Origin of the sequence: Roseomonas chloroacetimidivorans (genome assembly GCF_049629625.1) — a bacterium.
GTDB lineage: Bacteria > Pseudomonadota > Alphaproteobacteria > Acetobacterales > Acetobacteraceae > Roseomonas > Roseomonas chloroacetimidivorans.
Window position 1 is genome coordinate 1 of sequence record NZ_JBNBZS010000089.1, and the last position, 19,320, is coordinate 19,320.

Annotated in this window: 16 protein-coding genes and 1 pseudogene; 14 read left to right on the top strand and 3 right to left on the bottom strand. The window is 67.2% G+C overall.

Annotation, left to right across the window (positions count from 1 at the left end; all coding sequences use genetic code 11):
* The coding region (locus ACO1BU_RS30860; protein ID WP_424139789.1) for a hypothetical protein at nucleotides 1-276 on the top strand (276 nt) is incomplete at its 5' end.
* A 65-nt stretch (nucleotides 277-341) separates the two neighbouring features.
* Here the strand turns inward: ACO1BU_RS30860 and ACO1BU_RS30865 are convergent.
* Nucleotides 342-1,313 (bottom strand): Bug family tripartite tricarboxylate transporter substrate binding protein, encoded by a 972-nt coding sequence (locus ACO1BU_RS30865; protein ID WP_424139790.1) that lies wholly within the window; start codon nucleotides 1,311-1,313, stop codon nucleotides 342-344.
* Nucleotides 1,314-1,599: 286 nt separating this feature from the next.
* Here ACO1BU_RS30865 and pckA point away from each other — a divergent pair, with 286 nt between their 5' ends.
* Together pckA and ACO1BU_RS30875 are read left to right on the top strand one after the other, a co-directional pair.
* Entirely contained in the window at nucleotides 1,600-3,204 is a 1,605-nt protein-coding gene (gene pckA, locus ACO1BU_RS30870; RefSeq protein WP_424139791.1) for a phosphoenolpyruvate carboxykinase (ATP), read from the top strand.
* Between the two features lie 154 nt (nucleotides 3,205-3,358).
* The gene (locus ACO1BU_RS30875; RefSeq protein ID WP_424139792.1) at nucleotides 3,359-4,408 is read left to right on the top strand and encodes an Ldh family oxidoreductase; all 1,050 of its coding nucleotides are present in this window, start codon (nucleotides 3,359-3,361) and stop codon (nucleotides 4,406-4,408) included.
* 114 nt (nucleotides 4,409-4,522) lie between these two features.
* Here ACO1BU_RS30875 and ACO1BU_RS30880 read toward each other — a convergent pair whose 3' ends face one another.
* A complete protein-coding gene (locus ACO1BU_RS30880; RefSeq protein ID WP_424139793.1) occupies nucleotides 4,523-5,404 on the bottom strand; it encodes a glycosyltransferase family 2 protein in 882 nt (293 codons plus the stop codon).
* Nucleotides 5,405-5,703: 299 nt separating this feature from the next.
* Nucleotides 5,704-6,837 (bottom strand): GNAT family N-acetyltransferase, encoded by a 1,134-nt coding sequence (locus ACO1BU_RS30885; protein ID WP_424139794.1) that lies wholly within the window; start codon nucleotides 6,835-6,837, stop codon nucleotides 5,704-5,706.
* A gap of 191 nt (nucleotides 6,838-7,028) precedes the next feature.
* Here ACO1BU_RS30885 and ACO1BU_RS30890 point away from each other — a divergent pair, with 191 nt between their 5' ends.
* The 11 genes and pseudogenes from ACO1BU_RS30890 to ACO1BU_RS30940 all read left to right on the top strand — a co-directional run.
* Nucleotides 7,029-8,096 (top strand): IS110 family RNA-guided transposase, encoded by a 1,068-nt coding sequence (locus ACO1BU_RS30890; RefSeq protein WP_424139795.1) that lies wholly within the window; start codon nucleotides 7,029-7,031, stop codon nucleotides 8,094-8,096.
* Nucleotides 8,097-8,499: 403 nt separating this feature from the next.
* Nucleotides 8,500-8,826 (top strand): annotated as a pseudogene (locus ACO1BU_RS30895) (Ldh family oxidoreductase); the annotation flags it as partial.
* 444 nt (nucleotides 8,827-9,270) lie between these two features.
* Nucleotides 9,271-11,259 (top strand): BCCT family transporter, encoded by a 1,989-nt coding sequence (locus ACO1BU_RS30900; protein WP_424139796.1) that lies wholly within the window; start codon nucleotides 9,271-9,273, stop codon nucleotides 11,257-11,259.
* Nucleotides 11,256-12,527, top strand: coding sequence for an MFS transporter (locus ACO1BU_RS30905; RefSeq protein ID WP_424139797.1), 1,272 nt, complete (start codon nucleotides 11,256-11,258; stop codon nucleotides 12,525-12,527). Before ACO1BU_RS30900 ends, ACO1BU_RS30905 begins: the two co-directional genes overlap by 4 nt.
* A 264-nt stretch (nucleotides 12,528-12,791) precedes the next feature.
* Nucleotides 12,792-13,355, top strand: coding sequence for a transposase (locus ACO1BU_RS30910; RefSeq protein ID WP_424139798.1), 564 nt, complete (start codon nucleotides 12,792-12,794; stop codon nucleotides 13,353-13,355).
* A 113-nt stretch (nucleotides 13,356-13,468) separates the two neighbouring features.
* Complete coding sequence (metK, locus tag ACO1BU_RS30915) at nucleotides 13,469-14,656, top strand: methionine adenosyltransferase (protein ID WP_424139799.1); 1,188 nt, start codon at nucleotides 13,469-13,471, stop codon at nucleotides 14,654-14,656.
* A 164-nt stretch (nucleotides 14,657-14,820) separates the two neighbouring features.
* Nucleotides 14,821-15,534 (top strand): tRNA (guanine(46)-N(7))-methyltransferase TrmB, encoded by a 714-nt coding sequence (trmB, locus tag ACO1BU_RS30920; protein WP_424139800.1) that lies wholly within the window; start codon nucleotides 14,821-14,823, stop codon nucleotides 15,532-15,534.
* Between the two features lie 71 nt (nucleotides 15,535-15,605).
* Nucleotides 15,606-16,217 (top strand): ribosome maturation factor RimP, encoded by a 612-nt coding sequence (gene rimP, locus ACO1BU_RS30925; RefSeq protein WP_424139804.1) that lies wholly within the window; start codon nucleotides 15,606-15,608, stop codon nucleotides 16,215-16,217.
* 4 nt (nucleotides 16,218-16,221) lie between these two features.
* The gene (gene nusA / locus ACO1BU_RS30930; protein WP_424139801.1) at nucleotides 16,222-17,925 is read left to right on the top strand and encodes a transcription termination factor NusA; all 1,704 of its coding nucleotides are present in this window, start codon (nucleotides 16,222-16,224) and stop codon (nucleotides 17,923-17,925) included.
* A 67-nt stretch (nucleotides 17,926-17,992) separates the two neighbouring features.
* Nucleotides 17,993-18,889: an RNA-binding protein gene (locus ACO1BU_RS30935; protein ID WP_424139802.1), complete on the top strand. Its 897-nt coding sequence runs from the start codon at nucleotides 17,993-17,995 to the stop codon at nucleotides 18,887-18,889.
* Between the two features lie 250 nt (nucleotides 18,890-19,139).
* Nucleotides 19,140-19,320 (top strand): translation initiation factor IF-2 associated domain-containing protein (locus ACO1BU_RS30940; protein ID WP_424139803.1); only part of this gene is annotated, 181 nt, incomplete at its 3' end.

Consider the following 19,320-nt stretch of genomic DNA (forward strand, 5'->3'; position numbering starts at 1 on the left):
GCCGGGGCGGACAGCTTCGTCCTGACGCCGGAGGCCTTCTACGCGGCCACCATCACCGACTTCCAGGACGGCATCGACCACCTCGTGATCGATGACGCCCTGATCCCGGCCTCGCTCGACACCCCGGCCGAGCGGACCGCCCTGATCCAGTCGATCGCGACCGATATGGATGGCGGCGTGCTGCTGAACGGGCACGAGATCGGCGAGAACGGCACGCTGTTCCTCGCCGGCATCACCACCGCCCAGCTCTCGGTCGACGACTTCCTCTTCACCTGATCAAGGCTGGATCAGCGCAGCAGCTTCATCGGAAGGGGGCCGGGGATACCTCCCCGGCCCCCTTCCTACTCGATGGCCCGGAACCCTGTCGCGCGCACCACATCCGCCCAGCGCGCCGTCTCGTCCCGCATCAGCTTGCCGAAGGCCTCGCGCCCATTCCCGGCCACCCGGAACCCGGCCTCCTGCATCCGCCCCCGCAAGCCCGGCGCGGCCAGGGCCCGCAGGACCGCCGCCTCCAGCTCCGCCCGCACCGAATCGGGCGTCGCCGCCGGCGCCACCAGCCCGAACCAGGCGGCGAAGCCCAGCGACGGCCGTCCCAGCTCCGCCATGGTCGGCACCCCCGGCAGCAGGGAGGACCGCTCTGGCCCCGTGGTCGCCAGAGCCTTCAGCTTGCCCTCCCGCACCTGCGGCGCCACCAGCGCCACCGTGCCGAACATCCCCTGCACATTGCCATTCAGCACCGCCGACATCGCATCGCCGGTCGAGCGGAAATGCACCGCCTCCGCCTTCAGCCCGGCATTGGCCGCCAGCATCGAGGCCCCGAAATGCCCGGGCGTCCCCGCCCCGAAGGTCCCCAGGAACAGCGCCGGCCGTTCCTTCGCCCAGGCCAGGTAATCCGCCATCGTCCCCGCCGGCACACTGGCCGGCACCACGAAGGCGAAGTCGGCCGCCGCGATCTCCGCCACCGGCGCGAAATCCTTCGCCGGATCATAGGGCAGCCGCGCATAGGTGCTCGGCGCCATCGCGAGCTGCCCGACTTCCCCCAGCAGCAGCGTGGACCCATCCGCCGGTGCCACGCGCGCCACCTCCTGCGCCGCGATGGCCCCCGCCGCGCCCGGCTTGTTGTCCACCACGATTCCCGCCGGCAGCGCCTCCCTCATTCCATCCGCCAGCAGCCGTGCCACCAGATCCGGCCCCGTCCCCGGCGGAAACCCGAGCACGATTCGCAACGGACGATCCGGCAAGGCGGCGCGTGCACCGGCAAACGGCGACAGAATTGCGCCTGCAAGCGCGGTGCGACGGGGGAAGCGGGGCATGAACGATCCTCCAGATCTTTCGCCCCCATTACCACGCCAGCACAGCCCGCTGCGGGGCATCAATCTCGCCTGGAACGATCCTGCATCAGAACGCGCCACACACGCCTATGTTAAGTGCAATGCAGCATAGAGGCGTGCCGAGATGGCTTAAGTAACGGTCTGGTTACTTCTGCCGAATCCCAAATTTGACGTATTTTCGCCCGACGAACCGGCCTATCCTCCCGGTTGTTAAGCTTAGGTCCCTGACGCCCAGGGGCCGCTGCTAGCCGGAGGCCCACTACCCCCCATGATCGAACTCAACACCGCCCGCGCCCTGTCCGGCACCGGCGTCCCCGCCACCGCCACGGTCCACGCCAACCTCACCGCCCCCGGCCTGACCGCCCACGCCATGCGCCGTGGCGAAGGCAAGCTCTCCGCGGACGGCGCCTTCATGGGTGTCACCGGCGTCCACACCGGCCGCTCCGTCGCCGACAAGTTCGTCGCCGACGATCCCGAGGTCACGAACGAGATCTGGTGGGGCAAGGTCAACCAGAAGCTCGACCCCGCGAAGTTCGACGCCTACACCGCCGATGTCCGCGCCTATCTCGGCAGCCAGCCCGAACTCTTCACGCAGGACCTCTATGCCGGCGCCGACCCGGCCTATCGCATCAAGGTGCGCCTGGTCACCACCAATGCCTGGCACGCCATGTTTGCCCGGAACATGTTCATCCGTCCGCCGGTGGAAGACCTCGCCTCCTTCGAGCCCGACTACGTCATCCTCCACGCCCCGGAGATGGAAGCGAAGCCGGAACATGGCGGCCGCCCCAACTCTACGACCCTGATCGCCCTCTCCTTCGCCAAGAAGATCATCGCGATCTCTGGCACCTCCTACGCCGGTGAGATTAAGAAGAGCATCTTCACCGTCATGAACTGGATCCTGCCGGGCAAGGGCGTGCTTCCGATGCACTGCTCCGCCAATGTCGGCAAGAACGGCGACACGGCGCTCTTCTTCGGCCTCTCCGGCACCGGCAAGACCACGCTGTCGAGCGACCCCGAGCGCGCCCTGATCGGCGACGACGAGCACGGCTGGACCGACCACGGCGTCTTCAACTTCGAAGGCGGCTGCTACGCCAAGGTCATCAAGCTCTCCAAGGAAGCCGAACCTCAGATCTGGGACGCCACCCACCGCTTCGGCGCCGTCCTCGAGAACGTCGTCGCCGATGAGCGCGGCAACCTGAACCTGGAAGACGGCTCCCTCACCGAGAACACCCGCTCCTGCTACCCGATCGAGTTCATCCCGAACACGGTCCCGAACGGCATGGCCGGCCTCCCCAGGAACGTGGTGATGCTGACCGCCGACGCCTTCGGCGTCCTGCCGCCCATCAGCAAGCTCACCCCCGCCCAGGCCATGTACCACTTCATGTCCGGCTACACCGCCAAGGTCGCCGGCACGGAAAAGGGCCTCGGCAAGGAACCGCAGGCCACCTTCTCCACCTGCTTCGGCGCCCCCTTCCTGCCGCGTCACCCCGAGGTGTACGGCAAGATGCTCGCCGAACTGATCGAGCGTGACGGCGCCCAGGTGTGGCTGGTCAACACGGGCTGGACCGGCGGCGCCTACGGCACCGGCCAGCGCATGTCCATCAAGCACACCCGCGCCCTGCTCCGCGCGGCGCTCGATGGCTCGCTGGCCAAGGCCGAGTTCGTGACCGAGCCCTTCTTCGGCCTCGCCATCCCCAAGGCCGTCGAGGGCATCCCGTCCGAGGTCCTGAACCCCCGCGAGAGCTGGGCCGACAAGGCCGCCTACGACAAGACGGCCAAGGACCTGCAGTCCCGCTTCGAGAAGAACTTCGAAACCTTCGCCGGCGCGGTCAGCGAAGACGTGAAGAAGGCCGCCATCAAGGCCGCCGCCTGATCCGAAGCCAGGGCCGGCACCTCCGGCCCTGACCAGAAACACGAGGGGCCGCGCCATCCCGCGCGGCCCCTCGTTCCATTTCCACCGCCCCCCTGGACAGCCCCGCCCCGCGGTTCACTATCCCCGCCACACCACAGGGGAACGCCGCAACACCATGCCCACGCCCACCGGAATTACAGTCTCCGCCGAACTCCTCCACCGCCAGCTCATCGCCGTCTTCACCACCTGGGGCATGTCACAGGAAGACGCGAACACCGCCGCCACCATCATGGTCGACACCGACCTCAGCGGCGTCGATTCCCACGGCGTCGGCATGCTTCCCCTCTACCAGCGCCTCTTCTCCGAAGGCCGGCTCAACCCCAAGGCCAAGCCCGAAATCATCAACGACCACGGCCCGGCCCTCCTGATCGATGGCCACCACGCCATCGGCCACGTCCCCGCCCATTTCGCCACCCGCGCCGCCATCGAGAAAGCGAAGCAACTCGGCCTCGCCGCCGCCACCGTCACCAACTCCAACCACTACGGCGCCGCCGGCTGGTATGCCCGCATGGCCGCGGATCACGGCCTGATCGCCATCTCCCTCACCAACTCCAGCCACCTCGCCGTCCCGCCCCGCGCCACCGCCCCCGCCCTCGGCACCAACCCCATCGCCTTCGGCGTCCCCACGCGCGACCCCGCCCGCCCCGTCCTGCTGGACATGGCCACCACCACCGTCGCCTATGGCAAACTCAACATTGCCCGCCGCGCCGGCAAAACCCTCCCCCCCGGCTGGGCCATCAACCCCGAAGGCGGCCCCGAAACCGACGCCACGCGCGCCGTCGAAGCCCGCCGCCTCGCCCCCCTCGGCGGCACCCGCGAACAGGGCTCCCACAAGGGCTACGGCCTCGCTTTGATGGTCGAAATCCTCTGCGCCACCCTCTCCGGCGCCGGCCCCGGCACCGGCAACGTCGCCCACTTCTTCCTGCTGCTGGACCCCGGCGCCTTCCGCACCCGCGAAGCCTTCCAGGACGACCTGGACGAGCTCATGGCCCGCATGCGCGCCACCCCCGCCATCGACCCCGCCCAGCCCGTCCTCATCCCCGGCGACCCCGAGCACGACACAACCGTCCAGCGTCGCCAGGACGGAATCCCCATGACGGGGACCCTGGTGGAAGAGGTGAGGGCGGTCTGCACCGAAAGCGGCGCGCCCTTCATCCTCACCTGACAGCACCGGGGGCGCCGCCCCCGGACCCCGGCTGGGGAGCGACCGCGCTCCCCAGACCCCGTGTTCGCCTTTCAGTTCGTCATGACAAGCGCGCCCGCAGCTTCCCGACCGTGATCAGCTATTTCCGCGTACTCGGCGCTTCAGATAAAAAAGCAGCGCAAAAGAGAACAGCCTGATGCGACGGGAGATCGGCAAACCCGATAAATACTCGTCCAGCATTTCCCTGACGCGAGCGCTTCTCGGCCTGAGAAGCCAGTACCGCGCAAACGAGATCCCCATGAGCCGTTCCGTGTTCCGGAGATGCGGAAGCCTCTGATGCAACGCCAAGGCAATGCCTGCATCATGGGGAAGAAGTCTCTCGACCGGCATGCCCATGCTGCCATGATTCGAGCCATGGAGCCGGAGAACGCCAAGCACCTCGGGCGAGTAATAGCCCTGCGTTGTCGCCATGGCCGCGAACTTGGTGAAGTTGTCCGCCCCCATGAAGGCCGGCTTGGGAACGGGAAAAATTCTCTCCAGAAATTCGCGGCGATAGGTCGTGCCCGTGGTGGGCGGAGCATGAAAGAAGCGGGATTTCTGGTGCCCGATCATCTGGCCCTTGGCCGTTCTCGGCTCCCTTCCCAGGACAGCTCCCGTGGCATCAACCCGGTTCAAGGCATGGAACACGAACTCCGCCTCTGGATGGTCCCGGTACAGCGATACGACGCGCTCGACCTTGGACGGAAAGAAATAGTCGTCCGCATCCAGCATGCAAATGATCTGGCCGCTGGAGGCCCGGAAGCCGATATTGAAGACTTCCGCATGGCCGCCATTCCGGACATAGATTCTCTTGATGCGGTCTCCAAAACGATCAATCACGCCGCGCGAATGATCGGTCGATCCGTCATCAATCACGATGACCTCGATATCCCGGTAACTTTGACCTAGGGCACTCTCAATGGCCTCGGCAACGAAGTGGCCGTAATTGTAGTTGCCGATGATGATACTGACGAGCATGGCACGTCCTCCGCCACGCCAGACGCCAAGCTGACCTGGATACGAGCCAGTGCGGCATGGCGAATGACGCCGGCTGCTAGGACACCTCGGCGGGAACCATCCTGCAAGCCGAACATTCCACTTGAGGCGTAAGATTGGCTCAATAAATGATGTGCGACCGCCGCGCGTTGTAACTTTATTGCGGATTGGAGTCCCTCTCAGCCGGGGATGCCCTCACCCCGGAACCAAGCATCAAGCCCAGGAAAACACCTCCACACGGTCGGCCGACACCATCCTGCCATCCCCGCCGCAGGCCTCCGCTAGGCCGGCTGAATCCGCCCGGGCTCCTGCGGGGAATGGCCGCCCACCGCTTTCCCTTTTGCCCGTACCGAACCCAAAATCCGCCCGAGCCGCCGCCCCGCAAGATCCAGGGCCTCGCCACCCAGACGCACCAGGCTCACGGCGGAAACCGGATAATATCGCAACGTCCGGCACCGCCGCTCCTCGCACCGCCAGATCCGCTCCCAATCGGCAGCCATGCCCAGAAACTCATGCGCAACCAGCCCCTCCCGGCACGCATGACGCAACGTCTCCTGCGTCAGGAGAATTCCGGGAGAACACGAACGCCAGCGCTCGTCATACCCGATCTTCAGATCCCAGAGCCGGCCAGCATGGGCAATCGCGAACCGCGCGGCGATCGCCTCCCCGCCCAGCCTCATGAAGAAAAGGCGCAGCATTCCCCGCTCGGCCGCCGCCCGCCCGTAAAGCCGGAAAAACCGCCCCTTCTCCGGATCGGTAAGGATCGCGCTTCCAACCCGCCCCTTCCAGCCCGAACCCTCCAGCCGGAACACCTCATCCAGATACCCATCGACATCCGACGGCCCGGGCACAACGGCAAGGAACTCAACCTTCCCGAACCCATCCGCACGCTTCCGAAGCCGGCGAAGGCTGCTCCGGCGATCGCCCGAAATCCCCTTCTCAACCACGGCAAAATCGGGATCGAGCGGCACCCGCAGGATCGTCCCGCCATCCGTGTACCGGAAACGCCGGCTGCCCCGCGCCAGCCCCTCGATGCAGGCCATCTCGGTGCCGCCCTCGACAAGCCTGTTGAGCAGAACCGGCAGCCTCGCCGCGAAAACATGCCGGACAAGCTCCTCCAGCGCCGCCTCGTCCGCATAGAGGAACCCGTTCGGCTCATGCAGCCCATGGCTGATGAACTCCAGCCGCCTCGCACCAAACCGGCGCTTTGTCTGGAGCGGCGCGATGCCCCGAACAGCCCCGCCGCCATTCCGGAGAACAAAGATCGCAAGGGAACGGCGCCCCGCCTGCGCCTCGATCATGGCTTCAAAAAGTTCATGCCGCAGGAGAGGGGATCCAAGCCCGTCCGCCAGGGCGTTCCAATCTTGCCGGAGGGCCAGAAAGCCCTCCCGCCTATCCACCACCTGCAGCGACATCCATTCCCCCCTTCGGAACGCTGAAGGAAGTCGTAGTAACGCCGACGTTCTTTCCTCGAAATTATCCTTTGGGAGGATGCGCGCTGAAATCGATCAACTTACTTCAGTGGATGAGATGGGGTATCCCGGCCTGGCGTAGCCGCGAGCCCTTGTTTGGACGGAGCGGGGTGCCTGGTTTGGGAGGGCTGGCGATGGCCCGCCAGCCTCATGCCCCAGCTCTGGAGGACGGTGCCATGCTCTATTGCGGATTGGACGTGTCTCTGAAGCAGACCGCGCTCTGCGTCGTGGACGGTGATGGACGGGTGGTCAGGGAGGCCAAGCTGGCCACCGACCCGGAGGTGATCAGCCGCTTTCTTGAGGAGAATGAGTTCGGCTGCGAGCGCATCGGCCTGGAGTCCGGAGGGACGTCGTCCTGGCTCTGCCTGGAGCTGCGCAGGCTCGGACACCCTGCCGTGTGTATCGACGCCCGGCATGCGGCGGCCGCCCTGCAGGCGGGCTTTCGGAACAAGAACGACCGCAATGATGCCCGAGGCATCGCCGAGCTCATGCGCGTGAGGACCTATCGCGAGGTCTGGATCAAGTCGCAGGAAAATCAGCGCCGGGGCATGCTGCTGACAGCGCGTGGGACGCTGCACGGCCAGAGGGTTGCCCTGGAGAACACGGTCCGTGGCCTGCTGCGCCTCGAGGGGATCCAGTTTCCAACACGCGGGAGCCGCTTTGCCGAGGATGTCCTGGAGCGGATCGGTGGATCGGACGCCCTGCACCTGATCATCCGTCCCCTGCTGGAGGCTCGGGCGACGATCATGCGCCAGATCCTTGCGCTTGACCGGCAGATCGTCACCACAGCCCAGCATGACCCTGTGTGCCGCCTGCTGATGACGATCCCGGGCGTGGGGGCGCATACAGCGCTATCGTTCAAGGCCTGCGTTGATGACCCCGCGCGCTTTCAGCGGTCGCGAACGGTCGGAGCTCACTTCGGCCTCACGCCTCGGCAGTACAGTTCCGGCGAGGTCAACATCAGCGGACGGATCAGCAAGATGGGCGACCGCGGCATGCGAAGGCTGCTCTATGTGGCCGCGAACGCGATGATGACACGCGGCCGCTGGTCAGCCCTGAAGGCCTGGGCCATGCGCCTGGCCAAGGCACGAGGCGCACGGCGCGCCAAAGTGGCCCTGGCACGCCGGCTGGCCGTGACGATGCATGCGATGTGGCGGGCGGGTGAGCCTTTCCGCTGGACGAAGCAGGCCGAGGCTGCCTGAGCGGCGGCCCGGCTGCCCTGCCACGCCGTGGCGGGTCCTGCGAGGGACGGGCTGGCTCGAGAGCGCAGGTACGTTTGGTCCCACCTCGGTGAGAGACCGCTGATGAGATCGCTCCGGGCCACCTGACCGACCCCATCCTGTGCCGGCCGATCGCGCTGAGCACGTAGAGAAGACTGTCACCTCAGGGACCACGCCGCAGCAACAGCAGAGCAATAAGGATGAGCAATAAGGATGGGCCGCGCACAGCAGATATCAGGACGGCATCGAAGAGAAGAGAGAAGTTGCTCGGATGAGATAGAAGCGACTTGACCCGCAAGGCCGGGATAGAGAAGGAACGCGCCTCAGACGAATTCTCCTGAGCAACGCGGAAGCACCGGCAGGCTGAACCACCGCCCACAAGACCCACGGCCTCGCCCTCATGGTCGAAATCCTCTGCGCCACCCTCTCCGGCGCCAGCCCCGGCACCGGCAACGTCGCCCATTTATTCCTGCTGCTGGACCCCGCCGCCTTCCGCACCCGTGAAGCCTTCCAGGACGACCTGGACGAGCTGCTGGCCCGCATGCGTGCCACCCCCGCCATCGACCCCGCCCAGCTCGTCCTCATCCCCAGGGACCCCGAGCATGACACCACCGCCCAGCGCCGCCAGAACGAAATCCCCATGACGGGGACCCTGGTGAAAGAGGTGAGGGCGGTCTGCACCGAAAGCGGGGCACCCTTCATCCTCGCCTGACAGCACCGGGGGCGCCGCCCCCGGACCCTGGCTGGGGAGCGAACACGCTCCCCAGACCCCGCGTTCGTTCAGAAATATGTGGTGTCCGGTGTTGGCCGAAAGCGAAACAGCGGCTTTCGGAAGGCCAGAGGAACGAAGCTGCTATCCGTAGTATCAGGTGGTCAGGATCCGGCCAGCCCTTCGCGGAACGTGAGACCCGGTCAGCGAGCCGAGCATCAAAGCGAAGCATCCACATACTCGCTTTTGACGGGATAACCGGCTTGGCATTTCCATCTTCTAAGTTGTTCGTCTTTTGCAAGTTGTTTGCCGGGATGTCGCATTCGTTCATCTGCCAGCCAGGTCCGGTCTGTCCGACGTTCCCTACAACATGATGCTGTCAACCCGTGTCATTCGCGGTTCCAGTGTCTATGCAGGCCCACACTATTTACCAGAAGGGAAGAAGGCATGCCCGATGCAGCACAGCGCGCGCGCGGCGAGCGGCCCGTAGGAAGGCTTGGTCCCGTCTTTGTGATCTCGGCTCTTTTGATTGCTGCCATTGTCCTTTCTGGCGTTGTCGCACCACAGGCCCTCGGAGCGCTCTTCACTGCGCTGCAAGCCTGGATCATGGGCAATCTCGGCTGGTTTTATCTTCTCGCCGTGGCAGGCTTTTTCTTCTTCGTGCTTTTCCTCGCGGTCAGCAGCTTTGGCAGGGTCCGGCTAGGGCCGAACCATTCGGAGCCCGATTTCACCTACGGCTCTTGGTTCGCCATGCTGTTCAGCGCGGGCATGGGCATTGGCCTGGTCTTTTTCGGCGTGGCAGAGCCCGTTATGCACTTCACCACCCCGCCCGTGGGCAGTGGCGGAACGGTGGAGGCGGCGCGTGCCGCCATGCGCATCACCTTCTTTCACTGGGGCGTGCATGCCTGGGCCATCTACGCCGTCATCGGGCTCGCACTGGCTTATTTCGGTTTTCGGCACGGCCTGCCGCTGACGATCCGCTCCGCCCTTTACCCACTGATCGGGGAGCGCATTTACGGTCCGATCGGGCACGCAATCGACATCTTCGCGGTGCTGGGAACGATCTTCGGCGTCGCGACCTCGCTTGGTCTCGGCGTGCTGCAGATTAACGCCGGGCTCACCCACCTGACCGGAATCCCGAATGCCTTGCTGGTACAGGTGACCCTGATCGCCGTGATCACGGGGATGGCGACCATCTCGGTTGTGGCAGGGTTGGACGCCGGCATCCGCCGGCTGAGCGAGTTCAACATGCTTCTCGCCGCCCTATTGCTTCTCTTCGTCGTGGTGGCCGGGCCGACGGTCTTCCTGCTGCGCGCCCTAGTTCAGAACACCGGTAGCTATATCGACCATTTCTTCGAGCGTAGCTTCATGCTCTACGCTTACGAACCGAGCGACTGGATTGCGGGCTGGACCCTCTTCTACTGGGCTTGGTGGATCTCCTGGTCGCCCTTCGTTGGCATGTTCATCGCGCGCATCTCGCGCGGTCGCACGATCCGGGAATTCGTGCTGGGCGTGCTCTTCGTGCCGACCGGCTTCACCTTTCTCTGGATGACCGTCTTCGGGAACACGGCCATTAACTTCCAGCTATCCGGCCTGACCACGACTGTGTCCGAGACGGTGACGAGCAGTGTGCCGCTCGCGCTCTTCGCCTTCCTGGAGCAGTTTCCAGCCGCCACTTTCACGTCGGCGCTGGCGACGCTGCTGGTGGTCACCTTCTTCGTCACCTCGGCTGATTCGGCGGCACTGGTCATCGACACCATCACCTCCGGTGGCGCCGAGGACGCGCCGGTGTGGCGGCGCGTGTTCTGGGCGATCCTCTCGGGCGTGGTGGCGGCGGTGCTGCTCTTCGCCGGCGGCTTACAAAGCCTGCAGACAGCGACCATCGCCAGCGCCTTGCCTTTCACCGTGGTCATGGTGGCCATCTGCTACGGGCTGCTGAAGGCGCTGCGGCTTGAGGTTCTGCGGACGACCTTCCTGCAAGCACCGTCGGCGGCCACTCCGGTTGGAGGCGGCATCTGGCAGCGGCAGCTCCATGCCATCCTGCACCATCCCTCACGCCAGGAGGTTCTCGCCTTTCTGTCCGGCGTCGCGGTACCTGCACTCGAGGCGGTCTGCACCGAACTGCGCGCCCGCGGCATCGAGGCAGCACTGGAGCAGGATGAGGATCGCATCCGCCTGACTACGATGTCCGGCACGCCGGCGGAGTTCCGCTACGTGATCCGCGCCCGTGGCTATGCGCTGCCGAGCTTCGCCTATTTCGAGCGTGGCACCCAGCCCACGGGACGGGACCGCTACTTCCGCGCCGAGGTCTTCCTGCGCGAGGGCGGGCAGGACTACGATGTGATGGGGTACCGCCGCGAGGATCTTATTGCCGACGTGCTGGGCCAGTACGAGCGGCACCTGAACTACCTTCAGGCGGTCGAGCGCGCGGGGTGACCGGCCGGACAACGCCGGCGGTAGACAGGGGCGGCACCGGCCAGGTTGCCTCCCTCCTGGCCAGTGTCGCCCTGCTGATGGCCGGCAACGGCCCCCTGACCACGCTGATCAGTCTCCGGCTCGAGGCACTGGGAACGGCGCGCCTGGCGATCGGCGTGATCATGGCGGCCTATTTCGCCGGCCTGACGCTCGGCTCGCTCCTGGCGTACCGCATTGTCCTGCGGGCGGGGCATATACGCGCCTTCGCGGCCTTCGCTTCGGCTGTCTCGGCCGCCGCCCTTGCCTATCCGCTAATCGCCCACCCTCTGCCCTGGGCAGTGCTGCGCCTGGCCGAAGGCTTCTGCATGGCCGGCATCTTCATCTGTGTGGAGAGCTGGCTGAATGAGCAGGCCGGGCCGGCGACACGCGGCAAAATCCTCGCGCTGTATATGATGTGCCTCTATCTCGGGCAGGCGGCCGGCCAGTTCCTGCTCGGGCTGGATGCGGGGCCGGGCCAGCCGCTCGTCTTCATGCTGGTTTCGGTCCTGGTGTCGCTGGCCATCCTCCCAGTGGCCCTTACACGGCAGGCACCGCCCGCCCTGCCCAACGTGGCCTCTTTCCCGGTGAGCCGCCTCTACACCGCCTCGCCGCTCGGCATGGTGGGCACGGTCGCCAGCGGGCTGGTGCTGGGCGCGGTCTATTCCCTCGGCCCGGTCTTCGCGCGTGGCGCCGCCGGGCTCGATGCGGGCGGGGCGGCGCAATTCATGAGTGTTCTCATCCTGGGTGGCGTGCTGCTGCAATGGCCGCTGGGCCGGCTCTCAGACGCCTTCGACCGGCGCCGCGTCATCATCGGCACTCTGGCCGCGCTGGTGGCTGCCGCCGCCCTCGTACCGCTCCTCACAGGCGAGGACTGGCCGGTACTCTTCGCCGCCACTGCCTTATTCGGGGGCTTCGCTTTCACGCTCTACCCGCTCTGCGTGGCACATATGAACGACCATTTGGATAGGCAGGACCGGATCGCAGCCAGCGGCGGCCTCGTGCTGGCCTATTCGGCGGGAGCCACGGTCGGGCCGCTTATCGCCTCAGCGGTCATGTCGGCGCTCGGGGCTGCCGGTCTCTTCGTCTTCGTTACAGGCGCCGCGGTGGTGGCGTTGGCCTTCGGCTTGTGGCGCATGTTGGCCCGCGCGCCGGTGCCCACGGAACGGCAGGGCCCATTCCAGTCGCTTCCGCGCACCACGCCGACAGCCGCGCCGTTGGATCCAAGGGCGGCCCCGGTCCCGGAGGAATAGCGCCTTCCACTTGTCTCGGCCGGCAAGGCGCGAAATACCCCGTCCGCTTCCGGCGAGCCGAACATGGCGCCTGGATGACTGACTTGGGCGCTGAGCGGACGACGGTTTGCCGAATACGCTGTGTTGGCTTCTTACCCGGAGCAGCGGTTTGGCCGCTGCTTGCCTAGCGACCATCAGCCCCGGACTGCCAGCATAAAGGCATAAATTCCTTGGAAATGGAATGAAAGTCCTGTATGGCCGGAGCCTTCCCAGGGAGCCCCGCCCATGCCCCACTCCCGCCCCTGGTCCCCCCTCACCGACGCCGAGTGGGCCGCCCTGGCCCCCCATCTCCCTCTCACCGGCCCGGGCCGCCCCATCGCCAACCCCCGCGTCCGGCTGGATGCCATCTTCCAGGCCGCCACCGCCAACCTCCCCTGGTCCGAATTCCGCAGCCCCCACACCCCATCCGCCACGCTGCACCGCCAGTTCCGCCGCTGGGCCCATGCCGGCGTCTGGTCCTGCCTCCTCACCCTCGCCGCGAAGCGCCGCGCCCCGCGCGCCCTGAAATCCCTCCTCGATTGGCTCGCGGCCTGCCACCGCCGCACCTACCGCATCCTCGGCCTGCCCGTTCTCGCCCTGGCCCGCCGTCTCGGCCTCCGGAACGCCTTGCCCGGCCCCTCCTGGCTGCTCCCCGATCCGGATTTGTCCGAACTCGCCCACCGCTTCATAAAATCGCTGCTGAATCGCCCGCTCACCCGCGCCCAGGTGCCTCTTCTGCGCGCCGCCCGCATGGTCCTCCGCACCGCCGAAGGCCGCCGCCGCATCCCCCGCTGCCTGATCCCGGCATGACCGCCCCGCCCCCCGCGCTTCTTGACCCCCCATCACGCAGTTGCGAAACCGTCGCGCCGCCCGGATTCCCCGGCCCCGGCTTCCATCCACGCGACAAGAGGCCGAACCAAGCCATGCGCGATCAGGGCGAATACCTGTTTACGTCGGAGAGCGTCTCCGAAGGCCACCCCGATAAGGTGGCGGACCGCATCTCCGACACGGTGCTCGACACCTTCCTGGAGGCCGATCCCTACGCCCGCGTCGCCTGCGAAACGCTGGTGACCACGAACCGCATCGTCATCGCCGGCGAAACCCGCGGCCCCGGCGACATCACGGCCGATCTCCTGATGCACAAGGCCCGCATGGCCGTGCGCGACATCGGCTACGACCAGGAAGGCTTCTCCTGGCGCAACGCCCACGTCGAATGCCACCTCCACGCCCAGTCCGCGCATATCGCGCAGGGCGTGGATGCCGCCGGCAACAAGGATGAAGGCGCCGGCGACCAGGGCATCATGTTCGGCTACGCCTGCCGCGAAACGCCCGACCTGATGCCGGCCCCCCTCTACTACGCCCACCTGATCCTCCGCCGGATCAGCGAGGCCCGCCGCAACAGCGACGTCACCGCCAAGGGCCTCCTGCCCGACGCCAAGTCCCAGGTCACCCTCCGCTACGTGGACGGCAAGCCCGTCGGCGCCACCAGCGTCGTCGTCTCCACCCAGCATGAGGAGGGGATGACCCAGGACGACGTGAAGTCCCTCGTCCTCCCCTTCATCGAGACCTCGCTCCCCCCGGGCTGGATGCCCGCCGAGAACGAGATCTACGTGAACCCCACCGGCACCTTCGTCATCGGCGGCCCGGACGGCGATTGCGGCCTCACCGGCCGTAAGATCATCGTGGACACCTATGGCGGCGCGGCCCCCCATGGCGGCGGCGCCTTCTCCGGCAAGGACCCCACCAAGGTCGACCGTTCCGCCGCCTACGCCGCCCGCTACGTCGCCAAGAACATCGTCGCCGCCGGCCTGGCCGACCGCTGCACCATGCAGGTCAGCTACGCCATCGGCGTCGCCAAGCCCCTGTCCATCTACTTCGACCTCCACGGCACCGGTAAGGACGTCGACGAGTCGAAGCTGGTGAAGGTCATCAGCGAAATGGTGAACCTCTCCCCCCGCGGGATCCGGGAACACCTGCACATGAACCGCCCGATCTACGTCCCCACCTCCAGCTACGGCCATTTCGGCCGCACGCCGGATGCGGAAAAGGGCACCTTCACCTGGGAACGCACCGACCTCGCCTCCGAGCTGAAGCGCGCCTTCAACCGGTAGGAACGAATCGGTTGCCTTTTTGTTCTCGTTAACCTAGGTTCAGTCCCGCCGGGCTCCCCCGCCCGGCAAGCCTCCCCCGAGGCTGAAGGACTGATCCCCACAGTCCCCGAAAGGGCCGCCGCGCATCCCCCTGCGTGGCGGCCCTTCCCCTCCCGGGTGCCCCAATGGCCTACGATACCACCCGCCCCTCGCCCCCCGTTGAGGGTATCCCCGACCGTCTCTACGGCCGCCGCCGCGGCCACCCGCTGCGCCCCCGCCAGCAGCGCCTGCTCGACCTTACCCTTCCCCGGATCACCCTCGCGGACCCCGCCAACCCCCGTACCTGCTTTCCCCTGGAAGCCGAGTCCCTCTGGCTGGAAGTCGGCTTCGGCGGCGGCGAGCACGCCCTCGAACTCGCGCGCAGCAACCCCCGCGTGGCCCTCATCGCCTCCGAGGTCTTCGAGAACGGCCTCTGCTCCCTCCTCACCCACCTCGTCCCCGAGGGAGAGGAGGACACCGCCTCCCTGCCGCCCAACCTGCGCCTCTGGCCCCGCGACGCCCGCCACCTTCTTGCGGCCCTGCCCGACGGCGCCCTCGATCGCCTTTTCCTGATGTTCCCGGACCCCTGGCCCAAGGCGCGGCACAGCAAGCGGCGCTTCGTTCACCCCGCCCTGCTTCCCCTTCTCGCACAGAAGCTCCGCCCCGGCGCCGAGTGGCGCATCGCCAGCGACGACCCCACCTACCAGGCCTGGGTGGATGAGGTGATGGGCGCCCAGTCCCTCTTCACCCTGGCCGAGCACCACACCATCCATCCCGAGGGCTGGCCCCGCACCCGCTACGAGGCCAAGGCCCTGCGCGAGGGCCGGACCCCCCGCTGGTGGGTCTGGCGCAGGGCCTGACGGAAAACCTTGTTCTCCTCCCGCCCTATCGCTATATCAGGGCCTACAAGACAATCCGCCGTATTAGGGGGGTGGCCTTCGCGGGCCGCCTTTTTTCGTTTTTGAGCGACGACTCACCACAGCACGAGGGCCTCGAGGCCCGCATCGCAGCCGCCATCACGCCGACGCTCGGCCAGATGGGCTATGAGCTCGTCCGCGTGCAGATCCAGGGCAAGGAACGCCCGACCGTCCAGGTCATGGCCGACCGTGCCGATGGCAGCCTGATCGACGTCAAGGATTGCGAGGCGATCAGCCACGCCGTCGGCGCCGTGCTGGACGTGGACGATCCCTTCCCCGGCGTCTGGAACCTGGAGGTCTCCTCCGCCGGCATCGACCGGCCACTGACCCGCACCAAGGATTGGGTGCGCTTCGTCAGCCAGGTCGCGACCGTGGAGATGATCGTCCCGCAGGAGGGCCGCCGGCGCTTCCGCGGTCGCATCCTTTCGGCGGATGACAACGAAGTGCGCCTGAAGCTGGACGAGGGCGCCGAAGTGACCTTGCCGCGGAGCAATATCCGCCGTGCCAAGCTGGTGCTGACGGACGAGCTGATCGCCGCAACCGCCCAGCCCGAACCCGAGGGCGAAGCCGAGGGAGCCCCGAAGAAGGCCCCCAAGCGCTGGCGCCCCCCGTCTGAGAGGAACTGAGACCATGGCCGTGGACGTTGCCATCGCCCGCCCCGAGCTTCTCCAGGTCGCGGATGCCGTGGCCCGGGAGAAGATGATCGAGCGCGAAGAGGTGCTCGAGGCCATGGAGCAGGCCATGTCCAAGGCCGGCCGTGCCAAGTACGGCCAGGAAAAGGACATTCGCGCCACCATCGACCGCCGCAACGGCGAGGTCCGCCTCTCCCGCTGGACCGAGGTGGTGGACCAGGAGCCCGTCGAGAACGAGGCGACCCAGATTCCTGTCCGCATCGCCCAGAAGATCAAGCCGGGCATCCAGGTCGGCGAGTTCATCGTTGACCCGCTGCCACCGATCGATTTCGGCCGTATCGCCGCGCAGACCGCCAAGCAGGTGATCGTGCAGCGCGTGCGCGAGGTTGAGCGCAAGAAGCAGTTCGACGAGTACAAGGACCGCGTCGGCGAGATCATCAACGGTGTCGTCAAGCGCACCGAATACGGGAACCTCATGGTCGATCTCGGCCGGGCCGAGGCCCTGCTGCGCCGCGACGAGACCATCCCGCGCGAGGCCTTCCGCAACGGCGACCGCGTGCGCGCCTATATCTACGACGTGCGCGAGGAGCAGCGCGGGCCGCAGATCTTCCTCTCCCGCACGCATCCGGGGTTCCTGGCGAAGCTCTTCGCCCAGGAGGTGCCGGAGATCTATGACGGAATCATCGAGATCAAGGCGGTGGCCCGCGACCCGGGCTCGCGCGCTAAGATGGCCGTGATCTCCCGCGACAGCTCCATCGACCCCGTGGGCGCCTGCGTCGGCATGCGCGGCAGCCGCGTGCAGGCGGTGGTGGCCGAGCTGCAGGGCGAGAAGATCGATATCATCCCCTGGTCCCCGGATCCCGCGACCTTCATCGTGAACGCCCTGGCCCCGGCCGAGGTGACGAAGGTGGTGCTCGACGATGAGAGCCGCCGTGTCGAGGTGGTGGTGCCGGACGACCAGCTCTCCCTGGCCATCGGCCGCCGCGGCCAGAACGTGCGCCTGGCGTCGCAGCTGACCCGCTTCGACGTGGATATCCTCACCGAGGCTGAGGAGTCTGAGCGCCGGCAGGAGGACTTCCGCAAGCGCTCCGGCCTCTTTGTCGAGGGGCTGGACGTGGACGACGTGATCGCCGGCCTGCTGGTGACCGAGGGCTTCTCCTCCCTGGAGGAGATCATCGAGACGGAGGACGAGGAACTCGCCTCCATCGAGGGCTTCGACGAGAACGTCGCCGCCGAGCTGAAGCGCCGCGCCCAGGCGAGCCTGGACCGCCGCGACCAGGAGCTGGACGAGAAGCGCCGCGCCCTGGGCGTGGACGACAAGGTGGGCGAGACCGGCGGCTTCACCCCGGCCATGATGGTCGCTCTGGGCGAGAAGGGCGTGAAGACGCTCGACGACCTGGGCGATCTGGCGGCCGACGAGCTGATCGAGATTCTCGGCACCGACAGCGTGGACGAGGAGACGGCCAACGCCATCATCATGGCGGCCCGTCAGCGCGCCGGCTGGTTCGGCGAGGAGGAGAAGGCTGCGGCCGAGGCGGCAGCCGCCGCTGCCGCAGCCGCCGCTGCCGAAGCCGCCGCTGCTGAGGCCGCCGAGGCCGAGTTCGACGAGGAGGCCGGGAACGACGCCGAGGGTATCGGCGAAGTCGAAACGGCCGACGAGAGCGAGACCGAAGGCGAGGAGAACGGCAACGCCCGCGCCTGATCCCCAGACACCGCCTGAAGCCGGGCAGGCCGAAGCTTTGCCCGAAGGGCAAGCCGGCCTCGCCGGTTTGCCTGACCCTGAGGAAAAGGGCCCGCTTCGCCGCTGTGTGGTGACGCGGGAAAGCCTGCCGAAGGAGGCGATGATCCGTTTCGTGCTCGGCCCGGACCGCGTCCTGGTGCCGGACCTCGCCGGCCGCATGCCCGGGCGGGGAATGTGGTTGAGCGCGCGCGGCGATGTGCTAGAACGCGCCCTGACCCGCGGGGCCTTCACGAGGGCTGCCCGCGGCCCGGTCCACCCCATCCCCGACCTTCGCGAAACGATTGTCGGCGGACTCCGGCGGCGCATCCGGGACCAGGTCGGCCTCGCGCGACGCGCGGGACAGGCCGTGGTGGGCTTCCAGCAGGCGCGCGAATGGCTTCAGGCTGGCCGCGCCGCCCTGTTGGTCGAGGCGTCGGATGGAAGCGCCCCGGAGCGGGCGAGGCTGGTCGGGAGCCATGAGGTTCCCGTTGTCTCGGTGCTCGGGGCTGCGGAGCTAGGTGCGGTGTTCGGTCGCGATCACGCGGTGCATGTGGCGGTAGCGCCGGGCCGGTTGGCCGAGGGCATCCGGATGGAGGCCGCGCGGCTGGCTGGCCTGTTGTCGGCCGAACCCGGCGAGGGGAATGCGCGTGGTGGCGGAAAGCGGGGCGGAAGCCGGGGCAAGGGCCCTGGTGCCGGCGCCCCGGCGATGCCACATGGGTTAAGGACGGACCGCCCCGAGGCGGGCGGTTCCGATCGGGTGCCCCGGCGGGGTACCCAGGACACGGCGCTCCGTCGGGGCGCTGATAAGGTGGCACCCCGCGGGGGTGTTGATGATGCGGCGCCCCGCCAGGGCGCTGGAGGCCCGGCGTCTCGGAAGGACGGCAGGCAGGGAACGCGCCCTCGGCGCGGAGGGGAGCCGGCCGTGCCAGTGACGCAAAAGCGATGAGCCGCTAGGCGGCCAGACGGCAGCGGGGCCAGGGATCATGTCCCTTGCCCCACGGGATCGCGCCCCAAAGGGTTACCCCTGGGTGCGACCTGAAGGATACGCGCCCCTGATGGCGCGTTTTGGATGATGGGCCGCCCGAATGGCGCGGCCGGCACCCGGGGCCCCGGAGAAGTGGGCTCGGATGGGTGCGTTGGAGATCAGTGTGGCGGATAGCAAGCTGGATACGGAAGGCTCGAACGCGGGCGAACGCATGAGCGACGAGAACGGACAGGATCAGGGCAAGGGGCGGCTCTCGCTACGTCCCGGCGGACGGATGGAACTCGGCAAGACCGAGCAGGCTGGCAGCGTGCGCCAGTCCTTCAGCCATGGCCGCAGCAAGACAGTGCAGGTTGAGGTGGTGAAGAAGCGGGCAGGCGGCCCTGGCGGAGCGC